This window comes from Sinomonas sp. ASV322, assembly GCF_030908245.1.
Classification (GTDB): Bacteria; Actinomycetota; Actinomycetes; order Actinomycetales; family Micrococcaceae; genus Sinomonas.
Map to the genome: position 1 here is coordinate 1 of NZ_JAVFJJ010000008.1, position 17864 is coordinate 17864.

General features: G+C 68.5%; 19 protein-coding genes. 11 read left to right on the forward strand and 8 right to left on the reverse strand.

What is annotated here, in order from left to right:
• Positions 1-293: 293 nt before the first annotated feature.
• Both RBS12_RS12110 and RBS12_RS12115 read right to left on the reverse strand, forming a co-directional pair.
• A complete protein-coding gene (locus RBS12_RS12110) occupies positions 294-1388 on the reverse strand; it encodes an IS110 family transposase (protein WP_307964926.1) in 1095 nt (364 codons plus the stop codon).
• Between the two features lie 1191 nt (positions 1389-2579).
• Positions 2580-2903, reverse strand: coding sequence for a helix-turn-helix domain-containing protein (locus RBS12_RS12115; RefSeq protein WP_307966366.1), 324 nt, complete (start codon positions 2901-2903; stop codon positions 2580-2582).
• A gap of 99 nt (positions 2904-3002) precedes the next feature.
• On the opposite strand from RBS12_RS12115, the gene RBS12_RS12120 reads away from it, so the two are divergent.
• On the forward strand, positions 3003-3923 hold the full coding sequence (locus tag RBS12_RS12120) for a DMT family transporter (RefSeq protein WP_307966367.1): 921 nt from the start codon (positions 3003-3005) through the stop codon (positions 3921-3923).
• 9 nt (positions 3924-3932) lie between these two features.
• Here the strand turns inward: RBS12_RS12120 and RBS12_RS12125 are convergent, their stop codons facing one another.
• On the reverse strand, positions 3933-4679 hold the full coding sequence (locus RBS12_RS12125; protein ID WP_307966368.1) for a hypothetical protein: 747 nt from the start codon (positions 4677-4679) through the stop codon (positions 3933-3935).
• A 70-nt stretch (positions 4680-4749) separates the two neighbouring features.
• On the opposite strand from RBS12_RS12125, the gene RBS12_RS12130 reads away from it, so the two are divergent.
• Positions 4750-5418 carry a helix-turn-helix domain-containing protein gene (locus RBS12_RS12130; protein ID WP_307966369.1) on the forward strand — a complete coding sequence of 223 codons (669 nt, stop codon included), beginning with the start codon at positions 4750-4752 and terminating at the stop codon, positions 5416-5418.
• An 8-nt stretch (positions 5419-5426) separates the two neighbouring features.
• Here the strand turns inward: RBS12_RS12130 and RBS12_RS12135 are convergent, their stop codons facing one another.
• Together RBS12_RS12135 and RBS12_RS12140 are read right to left on the reverse strand one after the other, a co-directional pair.
• Positions 5427-6236: an alpha/beta hydrolase gene (locus RBS12_RS12135; RefSeq protein WP_307966370.1), complete on the reverse strand. Its 810-nt coding sequence runs from the start codon at positions 6234-6236 to the stop codon at positions 5427-5429.
• A gap of 42 nt (positions 6237-6278) precedes the next feature.
• Entirely contained in the window at positions 6279-6941 is a 663-nt protein-coding gene (locus RBS12_RS12140; protein WP_307966371.1) for an FAD-dependent oxidoreductase, read from the reverse strand.
• 122 nt (positions 6942-7063) lie between these two features.
• On the opposite strand from RBS12_RS12140, the gene RBS12_RS12145 reads away from it, so the two are divergent.
• Positions 7064-7675: a TetR/AcrR family transcriptional regulator gene (locus RBS12_RS12145; RefSeq protein WP_307966372.1), complete on the forward strand. Its 612-nt coding sequence runs from the start codon at positions 7064-7066 to the stop codon at positions 7673-7675.
• Positions 7676-7841: 166 nt separating this feature from the next.
• Here RBS12_RS12145 and RBS12_RS12150 read toward each other — a convergent pair whose 3' ends face one another.
• Positions 7842-8048: a PLDc N-terminal domain-containing protein gene (locus tag RBS12_RS12150; RefSeq protein WP_307966373.1), complete on the reverse strand. Its 207-nt coding sequence runs from the start codon at positions 8046-8048 to the stop codon at positions 7842-7844.
• Between the two features lie 164 nt (positions 8049-8212).
• Positions 8213-8581 carry a hypothetical protein gene (locus RBS12_RS12155; protein ID WP_307966374.1) on the reverse strand — a complete coding sequence of 123 codons (369 nt, stop codon included), beginning with the start codon at positions 8579-8581 and terminating at the stop codon, positions 8213-8215.
• 356 nt (positions 8582-8937) lie between these two features.
• On the opposite strand from RBS12_RS12155, the gene RBS12_RS12160 reads away from it, so the two are divergent.
• Positions 8938-9138 carry a hypothetical protein gene (locus tag RBS12_RS12160; protein ID WP_307966375.1) on the forward strand — a complete coding sequence of 67 codons (201 nt, stop codon included), beginning with the start codon at positions 8938-8940 and terminating at the stop codon, positions 9136-9138.
• Here RBS12_RS12160 and RBS12_RS12165 read toward each other — a convergent pair.
• The gene (locus tag RBS12_RS12165; protein WP_307966376.1) at positions 9135-9749 is read right to left on the reverse strand and encodes a TetR/AcrR family transcriptional regulator; all 615 of its coding nucleotides are present in this window, start codon (positions 9747-9749) and stop codon (positions 9135-9137) included. The genes RBS12_RS12160 and RBS12_RS12165 overlap by 4 nt on opposite strands.
• Positions 9750-9871: 122 nt before the next feature.
• Between RBS12_RS12165 and RBS12_RS12170 the strand changes: the two genes are divergently transcribed.
• The 7 genes from RBS12_RS12170 (at position 9872) to RBS12_RS12200 (ending at position 17759) form a co-directional block, all read left to right on the forward strand.
• On the forward strand, positions 9872-10852 hold the full coding sequence (locus RBS12_RS12170) for an NADPH:quinone oxidoreductase family protein (RefSeq protein WP_307966377.1): 981 nt from the start codon (positions 9872-9874) through the stop codon (positions 10850-10852).
• 358 nt (positions 10853-11210) lie between these two features.
• Positions 11211-11543 carry a TfoX/Sxy family protein gene (locus tag RBS12_RS12175; RefSeq protein WP_307966378.1) on the forward strand — a complete coding sequence of 111 codons (333 nt, stop codon included), beginning with the start codon at positions 11211-11213 and terminating at the stop codon, positions 11541-11543.
• Between the two features lie 102 nt (positions 11544-11645).
• Entirely contained in the window at positions 11646-12434 is a 789-nt protein-coding gene (locus tag RBS12_RS12180) for a methyltransferase domain-containing protein (RefSeq protein ID WP_307966379.1), read from the forward strand.
• Between the two features lie 82 nt (positions 12435-12516).
• A complete protein-coding gene (locus tag RBS12_RS12185; protein WP_307966380.1) occupies positions 12517-13524 on the forward strand; it encodes an ABC transporter ATP-binding protein in 1008 nt (335 codons plus the stop codon).
• A 1-nt stretch (position 13525) separates the two neighbouring features.
• On the forward strand, positions 13526-15148 hold the full coding sequence (locus RBS12_RS12190) for a hypothetical protein (RefSeq protein ID WP_307966381.1): 1623 nt from the start codon (positions 13526-13528) through the stop codon (positions 15146-15148).
• Entirely contained in the window at positions 15148-15624 is a 477-nt protein-coding gene (locus tag RBS12_RS12195) for a MarR family transcriptional regulator (RefSeq protein WP_307966382.1), read from the forward strand. Before RBS12_RS12190 ends, RBS12_RS12195 begins: the two co-directional genes overlap by 1 nt.
• Positions 15625-15704: 80 nt before the next feature.
• A complete protein-coding gene (locus tag RBS12_RS12200; protein WP_307966383.1) occupies positions 15705-17759 on the forward strand; it encodes a phosphocholine-specific phospholipase C in 2055 nt (684 codons plus the stop codon).
• The last annotated feature ends 105 nt before the right edge of the window (positions 17760-17864 follow it).

The following is a 17864-nucleotide window of genomic DNA, read 5'->3' on the forward strand; positions in this document are numbered from 1 at the left end:
CTGATATGGAGTAGTCCGCTGTCAAGTGGGCATGGCGAGGCGCCGCCGGGAGGGAGTCCTGGCGGCGCCTCTGTGCTTCGCGTGGCGGGCGCCGGCGAGCGTGTCGTTGGGCGACGCGCGGTCAGGCTGATATGCGCGGGTTGGCTACCGCAGGGCGGTGGTTCGGCTGGAGTCGGTCCGCGTGTCTAGGAGCGAACGTTGGCCCCAGGAGGGGGTCTGTTCATAGTTGCGCCGCGGGTGGCTCCACGCGCTGCCGCCGGCACCTTGCGCCGTGGCGAAGCGGCCTTCGGGAGTCAGTCGTCGTCCATGACTGCCAGGGACCAGCACCAGCCGGCCAGCTCGCGGGCGACGGCGACGTTGGCCACGGTCGGGCGCTTGCGCCGCTCGAGGAACCGCACCCACCGGGCGTGCAGGCGCTGGTTGCCCTCGTCGCCGCGGGCCCGTGCCGCGGCCGGGGCGAGCTCCCACCGGTCCCGAAGGGTCTTCCCGACCGCGTAGCGGGCACGGTGGTGCCAGGCGGCCTCGACCAGGAGGCGGCGGACGTGGGCGTTGCCGGTCTTGGTGATCGGCCCCTGCGCCCGGGACGCGCCCGAGGAATGCTCGGACGGGGTCAGCCCGACGAAGGAGCCGATGGTGGCCCCGGTGAACCGGTGCCAGTCTCCGATCTCTACCGCGAGGGCGAACCCGGTCAGCGTGCTGACCCCGCGCAGGCAGCCCAGGCGGTGTACGGCCGGGGCGAACTCGCTGCCCGCAGCGAGCTCCTCGATCGCGCGGTCGAGCCGGTCGCGGCGGGCTTTGACCGTCAGCACGGCCTCGTAGTCGGAGTCGAACGCCATCCGGGTCGCCCTCGAGCCCAGCGCCGGGGCCGCGTCCCTGCGCAGCCACGTGTCATGGGCCCCGGTCCAGGCATCGCCTCCGTCGTAGACGATCCCGTGCCGCAGCAGCAGCTTCGAGAGCCGGTGCCGGGCCCGCATCAGGTCCCCGCGGCAGTCCTCCCGCGCCCGCACCAGGTCACGCGCGGACTCCTGCTCCACGGTCGGGACCGCCACCGGGGTGACCTCGTCCAGGCGCAGCAGCCTCGCCAGGTGCACCGCGTCCCGGGCATCGGTCTTCACCCGGTCCCCCGACGGGCGCTGGAGCCGGGACGGGGCCGCAACCACGCACCTGACCCCCCGTGAGGTCAAGGCCCGCCAAAGCCCGAACCCCGTCGGGCCGGCCTCATAGACCACGGCGACCGGGCCTGGCAAGCAGGCCAGCCATGACCTGATCGCCTGCTCCGACGGGGCAAGCCTGGCCTGCACCAGCTCGCCGGTCACGCCGTCGATCGCCGCCGCGGCAACCGAACGGGCGTGCACATCCAGCCCAACACTCGTACGCTCAATGAACACCGGGGCCTCCCACGCATGTCGGATAGGCCGGGCAGGGGACTCTGCTCGGTAACCCACGAATCTGCGTGAGCGAGGCCCCGGCCCGCAACCACCCACGAAGTGGTGGTCACTCCATACCGTCTAGCGATGCGGTCGCCATCAGGGACGTGACGGCCAGCGCCCGTCGGCGGAAAGAACCGGAAAGGATCGAACATGTGAGGCCAGGAAGATTACGCACAACGGACACGCCACATTCCCCTCATACATGGAGCTTGCCTAGCGCCTGAACGGCACGACGCGACGGATCCTTCACCCATCCCGGGGCGGCCGATAGGGGGTCAGCAGAAATCGAGTACTACACGCGCTGATTCCAAGTAGCCACTGACGAAAGCGAGTACCCGTCGGCGCCATCCAGTCGATGGAAATATTGTGACCGTACTTCGCGACCGCTAGGATGCGCCCGCCTGGACGCAGCAGCTCGACCCGTGTAGGGCACTCGTGCCCCGAGTGGCATACGGTTTCACGGGCGACCTGCCGGCGTTCGAGAACGCCCTAGCGCGAGATGCCTCGTGCGGATCGCGTGACGACAGCCTCTTCTGCGGCTCCAGTGGGTCGGGCCCAAACTGCGTGAGTTGCCGGTACAAGGTGGCCGTCGACCAATCGACCGCTTCGGCTGGATCAGCGGAATCGAGGGCTTACTCAGAAACGAGACGTCGCCACCTCTGATCGCTGGGTCTTCGGCCGTTTTCCCGGATTGAGAGCCGCCCAAGCCGCAGCAACCGGCGGGCTGTCTCCGGCCTGAAACAATCTCATTCAGTCCCGATCGGGCAGCGGCTTGACATTGGCGTACTGAGACCGCGCTCGACCGAGTGCCACGGGCGCGCAGCGGCAGCGGCAGCGGCAGCGGCAGCGGATGACGCTCGATCCCACCATTGACCGAATGCATGGTCGACAACACCGTCGCCGTCATCCCGGGAGGCCCCGACGTCTGCGCCCATCTCCGGATCCCCGCGCTTGAGAAGTAGTCGGGAGCATTCTGAGGCGACATGACCGCCGTCCCGTGAGCCGCCGTCGTCGGCCATTCAATGGAGGCAACACGCTTCCGCACCGCAACCGCCGAGGCGGTGCCCGGCCGACGGCTTGAACACCAAGCCGAAGTACGTTCGGGTCAACGACAGTGGGCCTTCCGCTGGCGTTGCCGGAGGGCTTTGCCTAGGCGTCGGCGACGGCGGCGTTGAGGATCGCCGGCAGGAGGCCCGGGAACCTCGCTTCGAGGTCGCCCTCCCTGAGGGTGACGAAGCGCGCGGTTCCTTCGATCCGAGTGTTCGTGATGCCGGATTCACGGAGCACCTTGAAGTGGTGTGAGCGCGTGGCCTTCGACAGTCCGAGGTCGAAGCTGCCGCACTGCCGCTCGCCGTCCACGTGCAGAGACCGGACGATCTCGAGACGGGCGCGATCACCGAGGGCGTGCATGACGTCGGCGAGGGTCAGGTCCTCGACGCCCGGCTGCTCGAGATCGCTCGCTTGGGTGGTCACTGGACCAGTATAGGACTGTTTGACACTCATCGAACAATCAGAGTATGTTCGACACCTATCGAACCTGCGACGTGACCCTCGGGCCACAGGAGGTGCCGCATGCGAAACGTGCCCGCTCCGATCTATCCGTTGATCGCCGTCCTCTCATGGGGCGCGATGTTCCCGCTAGCGGCGATCGCGCTCCCCCATGTCGATCCGTTCAACATCACGGCCATCCGCTACGGGGTCGCGAGTGTGATCTTCGTGATCATCCTTGCTACAGCCGAGGGCCGGGGTGCCTTTTCGCTGGAAGGGCAGGGCTGGAGGCTCTTCGCCCTTGGCTCGCTGGGATTCGCCGGGTTCAACCTCCTGGCCTGCCTCGCACTGATCTGGTCGCAGCCCCAGGACGTCGCGGTGATCGTGCCGACGATGCCGCTCGTGACCGTCCTCGTGCGATGGGTGCGCGGCGGCGGGCGGCCCTCGCCCATGATTCTGTCGGCATCGATCGCCGCGCTCTTCGGGGTGTTCCTGGTCGTCACGAAGGGCGACGTCACCAGGCTCTCCGGCGGCCTCGGCGACGCACTGACGTTCGTCGCCGTGGTCTGCTGGGTGATCTACACGATGTCCGCCGCGAAGTTCCCCTCATGGTCAGCCCTCCGCTACACGGGCCTGACCGCGCCGCTCGGCACCATCACGATCCTGGCCGTGACCGCCGTCGCGGATGCGTTCGGCTGGCAGCGGCTCCCGGCGCCCGCCGACGTCGCGGCGGCCTGGTGGGAGCTCGCGTTCATCGTCCTCTTCGGCGCCGTCGCCGCGGTCCTCGCGTGGAATCACGGCGCCAGGCTGCTCGGCGCGGCCAACACCGCGCTGTTCATCGTCCTCGTCCCCGTCGTGACCCTCGCGATGCGGATCGCAGGCGGTTACCAGCCCGCACCCGCCGAAGTGGCAGGCATCGCCGTCGTCGTCGGAGCGCTCGTGGTCGCCAACCTCAGCGGCCGACGAACAGCATCCCGACCCGTTCCGGCGCCCGCAGCGGACTGAGTCCGCGCTTCAGGCGGGGAGAGCCGAGGCCGTGCTCGCCTTGACCCGGGGCCGCGACTTGTAGAGCTGCCGGGTCGAGACGATGTGGATGGCCAGGATGAGCGGCACCGTGAAGGTCGGAATCAGGGCGAGCGGCAGCTGCGCGATCGCGTGGTTCACAGGCGTCACGTCCACGACCTGGAACCCCGTCAGCGCCCCGAGAGTAAGCGCCACGACGAGGTCGAGGATCCCCAGAGCCTCGAGCCACATCGCCCCACGGTAGCTCTGCCCCTTCGCGACCCGCGCGGCGATGAACGGCGCCGCGACGCCCACGGCGATGTCGCCGAGACCGGCCGGGAGCGCGAATAGCGCGGGTACCTGCCCCAGGAACATCGCGAGGACAAACGCGAGTCCGGCGACGCGAAGCGCGTTGACGAGGATGAGGCTGCTCGTCATTCCGGGCGCCTCGAGCGCACGGGCCACGAGGGGGATCCGCGTCGCCGCGAGGAGGCCTCCGAACGCGAGCACGAACGCGACCGCGAGCCATGGCGGTTGGCCGGCGGTCCTCCCGCCGTACAGGCCCGCCGCGGCGAGCGCGGCCGACGCCACCAACCCGCCGGCCAGAAGCACGGCCGCGGTCCCGGCCAGAAGCGCCGAGCGCCGTCGTCCGGCGCCTTGCTGCACCGCGCCGCGGTACAGCAACATGCACGCCGCGGCAGGGATGCCCACGATCCCGACGAGCGCGATCGCCCACACGTACCAAGGGAAATCACTCATGACCTTCACCTTTACTATCTAAGAGATACTGGTTTGTAGATAGTAGTTCCAAGATAGTAGACTCTCAAGGGTGAGCCGCAACGTCCGCACGTACACGCACTTCTGCCCCGCCGCCCGGACGCTCGAGATGATCGGGGACCGGTGGTGCCTGCTCGTGGTCCGGGATCTGCTCACGGGACCGAAGCGCTTCACCGACCTCACCGATCGGCTCGCCGGCATCACCCCCAAGACCCTCACCCAGCGCCTGCGGGAGCTCGAGGAGGAGGGAATCGTCGCCGTCGACCGCGAACCGGGCCGCCGCGAGGTCCGCTACCGGCTCACCCCCGCGGGCCTGGAGCTCGAACCGCTCATCGAGTCGCTCAGCTGGTGGGGGGTGCGCCATGCATGGCGGTGGCCCCAGCCCGGCGAGCCGATCCATTCGGAGCATGTGGTCCGCGCCGTGGTCCAGGCCATCGAGCGGACGACGGCGGACCGCGCACCGGCCCGCTGGATCCTCCGCTTCCCGGACGGCGCCTACCTCGTGACGTGCGACGGCGGGACGTGGGCCCTTGCGGTTGCCGCGCCGGAGGAACAAGCGGACGTCGCCGTGACCGCGACCGTGCCGGAGCTCGCCCGATTCTTGTTCGGGGCGGAGGGCGGGGCGCCGGACGGCTTCGATATCGACGGCGATGCCTCGGCGGTTGAGAGGTTCCGGCAGCTCTCGCGCGCGCTCGCGGGGGTCGTCGGCACGCCGGGGTGAGCGTAGGGCTACGCCCCAGGCAGACCCCCGAGGAAGTCGAGGATGAGCGGGTTGGCCTCGTGCGGCGCTTCGAGCGGGACAAGATGGGCGGCGCCAGGGATTTCGACATGACGGGCGTGAGGTAGCTTCTGCGCCATTCGCTGACTGTGGAACGACGGCAGGGTGCGGTCTTCCCGGCCCGACACGATCAGAGCGGGCACCTTCACTTCGGGCAGCGCGCCGAGGACCGGGGCTCGATCGACGAGCACGGACCGCACCGTCGCGATGAAGCGACGGCGATCCCACCCGAGGAAGTGTTCCGCAAGCTCGACCGCGAGCGCGGGCTGCTGTCGCCGAGTCCCGGGCGCGAGCAGCGCCTCCACGATCAGACGGGTCGTCACCCGATCGAGCGTTCCGATCGCGAGGAGTTTCGTCAGGAGCGTCGCCCTCATCCGCTCGAACCGTGCACCCTGATCGGCCGATGTGTTGAACAGCACCATTCCGCTGACGCGCTGAGGCGCGAGCAACGCGATCCTGGGCGCGACGAACCCACCCCAGGACGTGCCGAAGGCGACGACCGGCGCGCGGACGTCGGTTGCGTCCATGATCTGGACTGCCGCCTCCGCGCACTCGTCCATCGTGAAGCGACGCCCGGGGCCGGGGCTCCGCCCGTGGCCGGGCGGGTCGAGCGCCAGCGTCCGCCAGCCCGCTTCACGCAGAGGATCGATCTGATGCCGCCACATGCGGTGATCGGTAAACAGACTGGGCCAGAGCAGCGCGGTGGGCTGGTCCAGTTCGCCCCGATCGTCAACGTACAAGGGGCCGAGAATCGTGTTCACGGTTGTCATGATGGTCTCCCGTTCCGGTGGTCTGGCCGGCGGTCAGGCGGGGACGAGGTCGTGGCGGGGCGCGGGGTTGTGCATGCCCCAGAACGTGGCCTTGTGGACCGTGCGGGCGGGCACTCCCGCCTCGGCCAACTGGGTGCCGACTGCGGCGACGAAGTCCGGTCGTCCGGACAGGACCCAACGGGCGGCGGGTCGGCTGACCATCGTGCGGTCGACGGCGGCTTGCAAGCCTTCGCGGTGCGCGTGATGTTCGGCGTTGCCGTTCGTTGCGGCGGCGACCTCGTCAAAGAAATGCGGGGCTCCAACGTGGAGCAGGGTTGCGTTCACGCTCCCGTGGGACCGGGCCATCGCCAGGAACGGAGTGATGCCGATGCCCTGTGCGACGAAAACCTGGGATTCGGCGGGATCGACGGCCGGCAGGGAACCGATCGCCCCGACGGCGTGCACACGGTCTCCCGGGCGCAGCACCCCGAGTGCCCGCTTGAACCGGCTGCCGGAGCGGAGCATGGTGGCGATCGAGATCCGCCCGGTCCGATTGTCGGATGCGAAGGTAAACGGCTTCGCGCCGCCGCCCGGAACGACGATCAGGCCGCCCTGTCCGGGCCGGAACGATAGCGGCTGCGCGGGAAGGAAGACGAATTCGACCGCGTCGGTGGCGGACTCGATGATGGCCTCGAGGGTCAGAGCCGTGAATCGCATGGTGGTCTCCTCATCGCTGTTATCACTGCTTACTGTTAGCATTGATTACATGATGACTGGAGAGGTTAGCAGTGTCAACAGCCAGTGCGGCTAAGGCCCCGAAGCCACTCGCGGAGAGGCTCGTGCAGGAGGCGATCGCCATCGTTCGCGAGGAAGGCGGCCCCGACTCCGTATCACTTCGTGAGGTCCAACGACGCGCGGGAGTCTCGCCCGCGGCCGCCTACCGGCACTTTCGCGACCGGGAGGCGCTGCTGCTCGCGGTCGCGCAGGAATCCGCCGGTCTCCTCGCAGACCACCTCGCCGCAGCCCTCGCCGCAGCACCAGCCCCGGTCGACGCATCAGCAGCTCGAGCCCGGCTCCTCGCCGCGTGCGAGGCCTATGTGGAATTCGCGACCCGAAACCCAGGCCTGTACCGGGCCGTCTTCTTCAGCGGAGAGCAGATCGATGAGCTGCTTTCTCCGTCCGAGCGGGCACGCGGAAGCGCCGGCGACGGGGGCTACAACCTCTTGGTCGCCACGCTTCAAGACCTCGCGACCGCAACCGGCGGCGCGGCGGTCAACCAGTGGGACCCACTCGTCGTCTGGTCATGCTGCCACGGCTTGGCGATGCTCCGCCTTGATGCCGCACTCCGCGCCCTGTCCGAACAGGACTTCTCGCGGGCGCGGGACCGCGTTCTCCACACGATCGCCGGCGCCGTCCCGCTTGAAACCCTCACCCACGGCCAGCCCGCCTGAAAAGCGCGGGCATTGCGCCCCCAACGCTGTTCGTCCCCTTGCCGATGGACGACGACGGCGCCAACTCGCGCGGCGGGCGGCGCCGTCGTCGTCCGTTCTGCGGAGACGACCGACCGGAGACCGCCGGCAACACGCGGCCGTGGTCATCGCGACGATGACCGCGGCCTTAGGCGTCCCTCCGCACTGGGGCGCGGAGGCGCCGTCGTCCGTGGACCACGAGGTAGGCGACCGTGCCGATCAAGGGGAATATCACGATGGCGATCGCCCACACGAGCCGCACGGCGGGAGGCAGTGAGGGATCCCTGAGCGCGAGCACGATCACGGCAATCTCGGCGAGAAGCAGGATCAGGCCCGGCAGAGCCGCAAGCGCCATGAGCCAATAGTTCGGCGCCAAAGGAGAGGGCGCCTCCACGGCCATGAGAAACACATGCCCCATCTCGACTCCCCCAATGCGACGGACCGCGAAAAGCTCTAGGCCGCTCAGGCTACCGTCCATTTCTCCCCCGCAGAAGCCCTTCAGCGCGCCGTAAGCGGCGGCTACGGCGCACCCGTCGCCTCGGCTGACGAGAGCTGGCCGTTCCTCAAGCGGCGCCACATGGCGGACGAGCTATCTCGGAACGTCAGCTCGGCGCAGTAGTCGATGTTGCGGAATATCGGTTTGAGTCCAGCTGGCGAAACGGCGGTCAGCATGTCGTCGCCTTTGTCTTTCGGATCAAGGAAATAGACGCCTGGCGGAAGAACCTTGAGAGTCAGACTAATCGCATCGATATTCGTTCCATTCTGAGTGACGCCGCGCGGACGACCAACGGCGACGTCATAGATGGGATCGTGAGACGTATTCGCAATCGCAACTCCCCATGGCCCCTGCCGGCCGTTGGACAACCGGATGGCGGGCCACGTCGACACACGAAGAGCCTGCCCGCGCAGCCTCTCCTGCCGCCTCTCCTCGTCCCGCATTCGCTCGACGCCAAGCTGCTGTTCGGCGGCCTCGGCGGCTTCTTGGCGTGGCCCGTCGAGAGAGCGACGAAGATCAGCGCGGCGGCTGTTGCCAGACTCCCGACGGCCTGAAAGATGTCAACCAAAGTCATAACTATCCCCCGATGCTTATTTGACAGGCTGCGTGGCAACTATGGACTTCATCGGGAGCGGATTTCAAGTCAATGACAAAGCCAGAACAGATATTCAGTGACAATATATCCTTGCCCAAGGGCGCATTTGTCCGGTCAAGGGCAGGGACGTCATGGCGGCGATTCGATCGTGGCGTGCCCGTAGATCGCGGAGTCCGCCCGCAGCAAGGGGCGAGACCCAGCCGAAACGCCGGCGCGGCGCAGGGTGGCGACGGCGTCGCCGACCAGGCGCGTGACTCCGTCGTGGCGATCACCGCGCACGAGGAGGCGAACGACCACCTGCTCGTGCAGATCGCCGCGACGGCGCCCGCGGGCTACCCAGTGTTCATCGGCTAAACGCCCGGTCGGGCGGTCAGCGGACCCCAGCCGGCCATCGCGGAGGCGACGACACCTTCGAGCTCGTCGCGCGTGGCGCCGTCGCGTGCTTGGATCGACAGCCCCTGAACGACCGTGGCGTAGTAGCGCGACAGTGCGTCGAGATCGGTGGATGCGGCGAGGTCGCCCTCGGCGACACCGCGCTCAAGGCGTGCGCGGATCGCCGCGCGCTGTCCGCGCCGACCCTCGGCGAGGAACTCGCGCACAGCGTCGTTCTCGATGGCCCCCGTGGGTGCGGCGAGGACGAGCATGCAGTAGTGCGGTGACTCGGCGCCGGTGATCTGGTCAACCGTGGCGTGCAGCATCCGCTCGATCGCGGTTCGAGTCGACGGCGTATCGGTGAGCGCCCGCCGCGGCGGAGCGCCCGCGGTCGCGGTGTAGAGCGCCATCACCTGCCGGAACAGGTCCTCCTTGCTGCCGAAGCACGCGTAGATGCTGGCCGATGCGATCCCCATGGCCTGAGCGAGGTCGGCGAGCGACGTGCCCTCGTAGCCGCGCTCCCAGAACACGTCGAGCGCCCTGCCCAGCGCGTCATCGGGGTCGAACGTCCTCGGCCTCCCGCGACCGGCCATCCGCATCCTCCTGATTTGTTTGTCAGTCGATCAAGTTTACCTTGACGCGCTTTCGGACGGGTGGGACCATTTTTTTGGTGATCGACAAACAAATGGAGAGAACAATGAATGGAGCTTCCACAATGCGCGCGCTGCGTCAGAAGACGCTCGGCGGCCCTGCTGATCTGGGACTCGTCGGCGACGTCCCCGTGCCGGCTCCGGGGCCCGGTGAGGTCCTCATCCGGGTCGCCGCCGCTGGAGTGAACTTCGTCGACATCTCGCAATCGCGCGGAACGTTCGCAGGCGGGCCGCAGCCGCCGTACCTAGCGGGGATCGAAGCCGCCGGGGAAGTGGTCGCGGTCGCCGACGACGTGACCGGTCTTGAACCCGGCGCGCACATCATCGGCGTCGGAATCGGCGGGGGCGCCTTCGCGGACTACGCGGCCCTGCCGGCGGCGGCCACCATCCCGATCCCGGCGGGCTGGGCCGACGTACATGCGCCCGGGCTGCTAGTCAGTGCGCCGACGGCACTTGCCGCGTTGCGGCCACTCGGCCAGCTCGAGGCGGGCCAGACGGTGCTCATCCACGCGGCGGCAGGCGGGACGGGCCAGCTCGCGGTGCGGATGGCGAAGCACTACGGCGCGACGGTCATCGCGGCCGCATCCCCCGCCAAGCACGAGACCGTGCGTGCGCTCGGCGCCGACCACGTCATCGACTCGTGTGCGCCCGGCCTCGCCGACGCCGTCATGCGGCAGACCGGCGGCGCGGGCGTAGACCTCGTGCTCGAGTCCGTCGGCGGGGAGACCTTCGAGGAGAGCCTCGCCGCTGCGAAGCGGGTGACTGGCCGCGTCGTCGTATTCGGGCTCGTCGCGGGCGAGGCATCCCTCACCAACTGGGACCTCGTGTACCGCCACCAGGTGCAGGTGATCGGGCTGAACATCGGCGTGCTCATCCAGCGCGCCCCGCAGATCTTCGGCGCGGTGATGGGCGAGCTGTTCGAGTTGATCGCCGCCGGTGTCGTGCCGCCCGTGGACCCAAAGATCTACCCGCTCGCGGACGGACCCCGGGCCCTCGCCGACCTCGAGGCACGTGCGACCACCGGGAGAATCGTCCTCGTCCCATAGACCCGCCTCGGGGATCGAGGCGATCGAGCTCGCCCTGACGGACTACGAGGCGCTGTCCGGCCACCCGATGATCGACGACTGCCACGTGCACCCCGCTGACCGGGGAACTGATCCCCGTGGTCACGATCGTGACCGACAACGGCGGCCCGTTCCGCTCGTTCAGCTTCGAACGGTTCATCGTCTCGCTCCGGGAGCTGCGGCACGATTGGGGATGTAGTCGGGGTGGGCGCGTCATTGGCTGGGTAGGGGTCGAGGCCTTCCGGACGGCCCCAGCGAAGCGATCAGCCGCCGCCTCGACTACACCCTGAAATGCGATGAGCCCATTGCCTCGGACCCCACCCATTGGAAGGATGAGGCCGTGGCATACGACGAACTGCTGGCGGACCGGATCCGAGGCGTCCTGATCGGCAAAGCCGATTTCACCGAGAAGAAGATGTTCGGCGGCCTCGCGTTCCTCATCGGCGGCAACATGGCCGTGAGCGCAAGCGGGAACGGCGGCATGCTCTTGCGCGCGGAGCCCGAAGCGAGCGACGAACTGTGCGCGACCACCGGCGTCGAACGCGCCGTCATGCGCGGCAAGGCCATGGACGGCTGGCTCCGCGTGGCCGACGAAGCAATCGACACGGACGAGGACCTCGAACGCTGGGTGCAGGTCGGCATCGACTACGCGAGCTCACTCCCGCCCAAGTGAGGCCGACAACCGACTTCACCCACACGTGACAGCACCGTTCCCGAGTGGTCGAATAGTGGCACGGGAGGGCCTTGGCGGATTGATGACATCCGAGGAGCCCCCATGGACACGACCCCCGAACCATCGGAGGCCGTCGGGCCGCTCGACACCGTCGACCTTGAAGACCGGGTCAAGGCAATCTACGAGCAGGTAGCCGACTATCCGTTCCAGGAATTCCATTTCGAGACGGGGCGCAGCCTCGCAGAGCGTCTCGGCTATCCGAGAGACGGCCTGGATCGGATTCCCGAAGAAGCCGTCGACTCCTTCGCGGGCGTCGGCTATTTCCACGACCTCGCAGACTTGAAGCCGGGTGAGCGCGTGCTCGATCTCGGGAGCGGCTCCGGCACCGACTCGTTCCTCGCCGCCTTGGCCGTCCGTCCGGGGCTCGTCGTCGGCATCGACATGACTCGCGCCCAAATCGCGAAGGCACGCCGGCTCGCCCACGATCGTGGAAACGTCGAATTCCGCGAGGGCCACATCGAGGAGCCCTCGGTCGAGGACGGATCCATCGATTGCGTCATATCCAATGGGGTGATCAACCTCGTCCCCGACAAGGGGCGAGTCTTCGCCGTGGCGGCCCGGGCACTGCGGCCGGGCGGACGCCTCGCGATCGCGGACATCGTCACTGACGCGGAGATGCCGGAGACCGTCACGTGCGACGCGTCCCTCTGGGCCGCGTGCATCGGCGGCGCGATGCAGCGAGGCCTGTTCGTCGAAACCATCGAAGAGGCCGGTTTCCACATCGAGACGATTCGGCCCAACGAGGCGTATCAGTTCCTGTCACGCCGCGCACAGAAGGCAACCGCAAAATACGGGGTGACGAGCATCAGCCTGCTCGCCCGCAAGGCCTGAGCTGTCGGTCGCCGCGTCGGGTGCGTCGCGTCGTTGTTTTCTAGTATTCACAAAATTATGAAACCTGCGTACACTCACAGCCATGGGAACTGTCATCCAGACTGTTGATCTCCACAAGAACTTCGGCCGCGTCAAGGCCCTCGACGGCCTCGACCTCGAAGTGCATGCGGGCGAGATCCACGGCTTCCTTGGGCCCAACGGCGCCGGGAAGACAACGACCCTCCGCATCCTGCTAGGCCTGGCCCGCGCGTCGTCGGGCAGCGCAACCGTGCTGGACCGCGACCCCTGGGCGCATGCCGTCGAACTCCATCGCCGCATCGCAAGCGTCCCTGGGGACGTGAACATCTGGCCAAACCTCTCTGGCGGCGAGACAATCGACCTCCTTTCCCGCCTTCGCGGCGGCACCGCCGACCACGCCGCGTACAAGCAGCGCAAGGCCCGCCTGTGCGAGACCTTCGATTTCGATCCGACCAAGAAGGGCCGGGCGTACTCGAAGGGCAATCGGCAGAAGGTCGCGCTCATCGCGGCCCTCGCGACCGACGCCGAGCTGTACCTCCTCGACGAGCCGACGAGCGGGCTCGACCCCCTCATGGAGGCCGTCTTCATGCGCGAGATCAAGAGGATCGTGCACGAGAACAGCGCCACCGTGCTGCTCTCGAGCCACATCCTCTCCGAGGTCGAACACCTCGCCGACCGCGTGAGCATCATCCGCTCGGGCAGGATCGTCGACGGCGGCACGCTCGACTCCCTGCGCCACCTCACCCGCACGGAGATTTCTTTCTCAACAGACTCAGTGAACACCGTCGACACCCGCGCCCTCGCCCGCCGCCCCGAAGTGCACGACCTCGCCGTCGTCGACGGCAGGGTCAAGTTCGGCGCGGACTCCGACCGCGTCCACGAGGTGCTCCCCCTGCTCGGAGCGCTCGGCGTCAAGGGCCTCCTCGTCTCGCCGCCGTCGCTCGAGGAGCTCTTCCTCCGCCACTACGGAGTGACCGTCGCCCCGCGCGTCGGCGAAGCCGACAACGCGACACAGCACGACGGCGCCACTCGCCGCCAGCGCCACCCCGCGCCGGAGCGGGAGGGAGCCTGAGATGAGCAAATTCCTGGTCCTGTACCGGCAGCGGCTTCGGCGCGACCGGTGGCAGCTCGTCATCTGGATCCTCACGGTCGGCCTCCTCGCGTTGCTGTCCGTCACGACGATCATCAAGACCTACGGCGACGAGCCCTCCCGCGCCGAGGTCCTTCGCCTCGCGACGGCGACCCCCGCGATCCTCATGCTCCGCGGCCTCGTCCGCGGCGCGAGCGTGGGCGCGTTCGTGTTCTTCGCGCTCTTCGCGTTCATTTCGCTTCTGGCCGGGTTCATGAGCACGTTCCTCGCCGTCCGGCATACGCGCGCCGAGGAGGAGACCGGTCGTGTCGAGCTCATCTCAGCGACCCCCGCGGGACGCTGGGCGCCGTTGGCCGCGACGGTGGTGCACGGACTCGTCGCGAACGTCCTCCTGGCGGCCACCCTCGTCGCGGGGCTCACCGTGGGCGGGCTCGATCCGGGCGGCTCACTCGTTGCCGGCGCGGCGGCCGGCGCCGTTGGCATCTCGTTCCTCGGCGTCGGGCTGCTTGCGGCTGAGTTCATGAGCACGTCCCGGGGGGCGAACGGGATCGCGTCCGCGCTCGTGGCGCTCGCGTACCTCCTGCGAGGCTTCGGCGACTCGACCGGCAAGGTCAGCCCGGACGGCCTCACGATGACCGCCGCATGGCCGAGCTGGCTCTCCCCCATCGGCTGGGGACAGCAGACGTTCGCGTACACGGGCGACCGGTGGTGGCCGATCCTACTCCCGCTAGCGCTCGGAGCCGCGTGCATCGCCGTCGTCGTCGTCCTCATGGCTCGGCGCGACGTCGGCGCGAGCGTCCTCGCCGGCCGGGTGAGCCGTGCCGACGCGCGGCCGAGCCTCCGTGGCCCGTTCTCGCTCGCGCTCAGGCTCCAGCAGGGGGCAATCATCGGCTGGTGCCTGGGTGGCCTCGCGGCCGGTCTCCTCGCGGGGGCGCTCGGTTCGGCCGTCCAGTCTGCCATGAACGATGCGCCGTCCATCACGAACGTCATTCGTGCCATGGTGCAAGCCCAGGGCACGTCCATGACCCAACTGGTGATCTCGGTCCTGTTCGAGTTCGCCGGGGTGCTCGCCGCGGCGTGCTGCCTCCAGGCCGTCATCCGGCTGCGGCAGGAGGAGACGACCGGCACGGCCGCCTTCGTCGTGTCGGCGCCGCTGAGCCGCGTTCGTTGGCTCGCGAGCTTCCTCGCCTTGGGCGCTGCCTCGGTGGTGCTCGTCATGGCGTTCGCCGCAGTCGGCGCGTGGGTGTCCCTGACTGCGTCCGGGGATACGTCGAGCGCGGTCTCAGACGTGTGGCAGACCGCAGTCGACCAGCTCCCCGCGGCCCTCATCTACCTTGGACTGCCGTCAGCCGTGTTCGTCCTGTGGCCGCGTGGGACCATGCCGCTCGGCTGGGCAACGCTCCTCCTCGGAGTGATGATCGGCATCTACGGCGGCATGATCGGCCTGGACAAGAGCATCCGCGACCTCTCGCCGTTCACTCACACGCCCATCCCCTCGAGCACCGGCAGCGACTGGGTCGGCGGATTCTGGATGCTCGGGATCGCGGCGGCGCTCACGTTCGTTGCGCTCGTTGCCATGCGGCGCCGGGAGGTAGGGTCAGCCTGATGGACCACACGCCCGCTCCCCGGATGCCCGACGGCGCGGAAGCCTCGGCGGCCGTTCTGGCCGCCGCAGGCTTCCCCAAGATGCCCGCGCGGGCGCTCATGGCGCTCGTCGTCTCGGACGACGGCTCCCTCACGGCCGCCGAGCTCGGCGACATCCTTTCGGCGAGCCCGGCCGCCGTCTCGGGTGCCGTGCGGTACCTCCAGACGATCGGCTTCGTGCACCGCGTCTCCCAACCTGGCAGCCGGCGCGACCGCTACGCGCTGCCCGACCACGCGTGGTATGTCGCCTCACTCCGCCAGAACCCCGTCTACGACCGCCTCGCCGACCTCGCGGCGGCGACGGCGGAAGGCCTCCCAGAGGGCTCGGCCGCCCGCGAGCGCGTCGAGGAGATGGGCGGCTTCTACCGCTTCCTCGTCGCCCGCGTGCCGATCCTCCTCGACGAATGGGAGCACGCGAGGGTCCAAGCTTCAACCTGACGCAACCCGTTCGTTACCTGGCGGTGGCAGGCTCCCGGCTGGGGGACAGCAGCACTGGAACCCACAAGGGAGTACCGCCCATGTCAGGCTTGAACCGCCGTCGTTTCCTTCAGCTCTCGGCCACCGCCGCCGCGGGCACCGCCATTTCGGAGATGCTCGGAGCGAGCATCGCGCGCGCCGCGTCCATCCCGGCGAACCGCGCGACGGGCTCGCTCAAGGACGTCGAGCACGTCGTCATCTTCATGCAGGAGAACCGCTCGTTCGATACCTACTTCGGCACGCTCAACGGCGTGCGCGGCTTCGGCGACCCGCACCCGGCAGTCCTGCCGTCCGGGAAGAACGTCTGGTACCAGAACAACGGCACGCGGGACATCCTCCCGTACCACCCGACCGCGCCCAACCTCGGCATGCAGTTCCTCGAGGACCTCGACCACTCGTGGAAGCTCACCCACGAGGCGTTCAACAACGGCAACTACGACAAGTGGCTCCCCGCCAAGTCGGAGGCCACGATGGCGTTCTACGAGAAGAACGACATCCCGTTCCACTTCGCCCTCGCAGACGCGTTCACGACCTGTGACCAGTACCACTGCTCGATCCTCGGCCCGACCGACCCGAACCGCTACTACATGTTCACGGGCTACACGGGCAACGACTACAAGGGCGGCGGCCCGGACATGTGGAACGCCGAGGTCGGCTACGACTGGAGCACATACCCCGAAGAGCTCGAGAAGGCCGGCGTGAGCTGGAAGGTCTACCAGGACGCCGGAACGGGCCTCGTCGGCCCCGACTGGGGCTGGACCGGGAACGCGTACATCGGCAACTACGGCGACAACGCCCTCCTCTACTTCCACCAGTACCAGAACGCGAAGCCCGGCAGCCCGCTCTACGAGAAGGCCGTCACGGGCACCGACGCCGTCCACGGCGACGACCTCTTCCGGATCTTCCGAGAGGACGTCAAGTCGGGGAAGCTGCCCCAGGTCTCCTACGTCGTCGCTCCCGAGGCCTACACCGAGCACGCGAACTGGCCGCCGAACTATGGCGCGTGGTACACGGCGCACATCCTCGACATCCTTACGTCCAACCCGGACGTGTGGAGCAAGACGGCGTTCTTCATCATGTACGACGAGAACGACGGCCTCTTCGACCACATCGTGCCCCCGCACCCCAACACGCCGCAGATCCCGGGCGCCTCGACGGTCTCGACCGAGGGCGAGTGGTACGACGGCCGCATGACGGCCTCGGGCCACAAGGATGTCCCAGGCCACTTCGGCCTCGGCGTGCGTGTGCCCATGATCGTCGCGTCCCCGTGGAGCATGGGCGGCTGGGTCTGCTCCGAGACGTTCGACCACACGTCGATCGTCCAGTTCCTCGAGGCCCGCTTCGGTGTCAAGTCGCCGAACATCTCCGCGTGGCGTCGCACGGTCTCGGGTGACCTCACGAGCGCGTTCGACTTCTCCTCCACGGGCGGTCCCGTCCCGGCCATGCCGCCGACCGAGCAGTACAAGCCGATGGACCAGAACCGCCACCCGAACTACTACCCGGTGCCGCCCGCGGTCAACGCGATGCCGAAGCAGGCCCCGGGGACGCGCCCGTCGCGTCCGCTCGGCTACGCGCTCGACGTCGACGCCTCGCTTTCCGGGGGCAAGCTCGCCGCCCGCTGGACCAACGCGGGCGCACTCGGTGCGCACGTCCAGGTCCGCTCGACTCTCCTGCCGGCCGGCCCGTACTCGTACACGATCGGTGCCGGCGCCTCGCTGTCCGCTTCGTGGGCGCTCGGCGCCGAGTACGACGTGCAGATGCACGGCCCGTCCGGCTGGTTCCGCCGCTTTGCGGGGACGACGGCGGCTGCGGACATCCGCGTCTCCGTCGCCCGGGATGGGGCTGCTGCGCACGCGCAGTTCCGAATCGAGAATGCGGGTTCGGCCGCCGTGTCGCTCAAGCTCGTCGACGCGTACGGCGCCGGTTCGCAGACGCTCGCGCTCAACCCGGGCCAGGCGAAGACCGTCGTGGTCCCGACGCAGGGTGGCTGGTACGACCTCACCGTCACCTCCGCGGATTCGAAGCTCGTTCGGGTTCTGGCTGGCCGCCTCGAGAACGGCCACGCGCTCACGAGCGACCCGCAGCTCGGCCGCTGACGCCTGGGGGCGGCGGCTCCCCCGCGCCCGCCGTTTCGGCCCCGGCTTCCCGCTGGCCCGCCTTTCGGCCCCGGCGCCCGCGTTCCTGACCGGTTGTGATTTCCC

Bases quoted from the DNA above. Each gene is read 5' to 3' on its own strand.
- RBS12_RS12120 (WP_307966367.1), top strand. From the start codon at position 3,003: ATGCGAAACGTGCCCGCTCCGATCTATCCGTTGATCGCCGTCCTCTCA.
- RBS12_RS12125 (WP_307966368.1), bottom strand. From the start codon at position 4,679: ATGAGTGATTTCCCTTGGTACGTGTGGGCGATCGCGCTCGTCGGGATC.
- RBS12_RS12140 (WP_307966371.1), bottom strand. From the start codon at position 6,941: ATGCGATTCACGGCTCTGACCCTCGAGGCCATCATCGAGTCCGCCACC.
- RBS12_RS12150 (WP_307966373.1), bottom strand. From the start codon at position 8,048: ATGGCGCTTGCGGCTCTGCCGGGCCTGATCCTGCTTCTCGCCGAGATT.
- RBS12_RS12165 (WP_307966376.1), bottom strand. From the start codon at position 9,749: ATGGCCGGTCGCGGGAGGCCGAGGACGTTCGACCCCGATGACGCGCTG.
- RBS12_RS12170 (WP_307966377.1), top strand. From the start codon at position 9,872: ATGCGCGCGCTGCGTCAGAAGACGCTCGGCGGCCCTGCTGATCTGGGA.
- RBS12_RS12180 (WP_307966379.1), top strand. From the start codon at position 11,646: ATGGACACGACCCCCGAACCATCGGAGGCCGTCGGGCCGCTCGACACC.
- RBS12_RS12185 (WP_307966380.1), top strand. From the start codon at position 12,517: ATGGGAACTGTCATCCAGACTGTTGATCTCCACAAGAACTTCGGCCGC.
- RBS12_RS12190 (WP_307966381.1), top strand. From the start codon at position 13,526: ATGAGCAAATTCCTGGTCCTGTACCGGCAGCGGCTTCGGCGCGACCGG.
- RBS12_RS12195 (WP_307966382.1), top strand. From the start codon at position 15,148: ATGGACCACACGCCCGCTCCCCGGATGCCCGACGGCGCGGAAGCCTCG.
- RBS12_RS12200 (WP_307966383.1), top strand. From the start codon at position 15,705: ATGTCAGGCTTGAACCGCCGTCGTTTCCTTCAGCTCTCGGCCACCGCC.